At 35.0% G+C, this 759-nt stretch carries 1 protein-coding gene; it reads left to right on the plus strand.

The window, feature by feature from the left end; all coding sequences use genetic code 11:
- Nucleotides 1–466: 466 nt before the first annotated feature.
- Nucleotides 467–759 (plus strand): hypothetical protein (locus tag HJG39_RS19335; protein WP_268412063.1); only part of this gene is annotated, 293 nt, incomplete at its 3' end.

The following is a 759-nucleotide window of genomic DNA, read 5'->3' on the forward strand; positions in this document are numbered from 1 at the left end:
TTAGACATGAGGAAGGAGAAATAATGATTTGGTGATCTGATCATTGAGAGAAGGAAAAGTTCAAATCTTTTGTTCAAACAGCCTAAGCAGAGTTATCGACGAAAAACGGAAAAAAATACCAACAAAATTCAGTCGAAGGAGCATCTTGGCAATTATCTAGAAAAATTTGATTTTCAACTTGATATACCAAATGTACAAACATTCGACTTAGACAATACAGGGATGTCTATTCATGCAACTGCGGCAGAGATTGAACGCTACCTAGCCACGAAGACAAGGACAGGTATATTGCCATAGCTTCAAACCGATGCCAATTTCAAAACGTCAAAATCGATTGGTAATCACACCTATACATCGAATCTAGATCAAAGAGTATTTTCCAAATTAAACGAATTTACAAATAATAATATGTATGTATTATCAGCATCGACACTTTTCGAATTAACTTATAAGGGACTGTTTTTCAATGTTTTATACAAAATTAAAATACCTATTAACTAACAGTTCACGATTTTTATCGCATGCTATATTTGTTATGTGTGTGTTTTCGATCCAAAATGCTTTTGCATTAGGAGTTGCAAATCTTACAAACCCTTACCAGAACCAATCTATAAGCAATGGAATACCTTGCTTTAGCTGGAATGCGGCAACCGATGCTGAAAAATACACGGTTCAAGTTAGCAGCGATACCAATTTCAATCAATATAGCAAGCGATGGGTCTTAAACGATGTTGTTGGTACAACACAATGCTGGAATAC

The organism is Alteromonas sp. a30, from assembly GCF_026788005.1.
Lineage (GTDB): Bacteria > Pseudomonadota > Gammaproteobacteria > Enterobacterales > Alteromonadaceae > Paraneptunicella.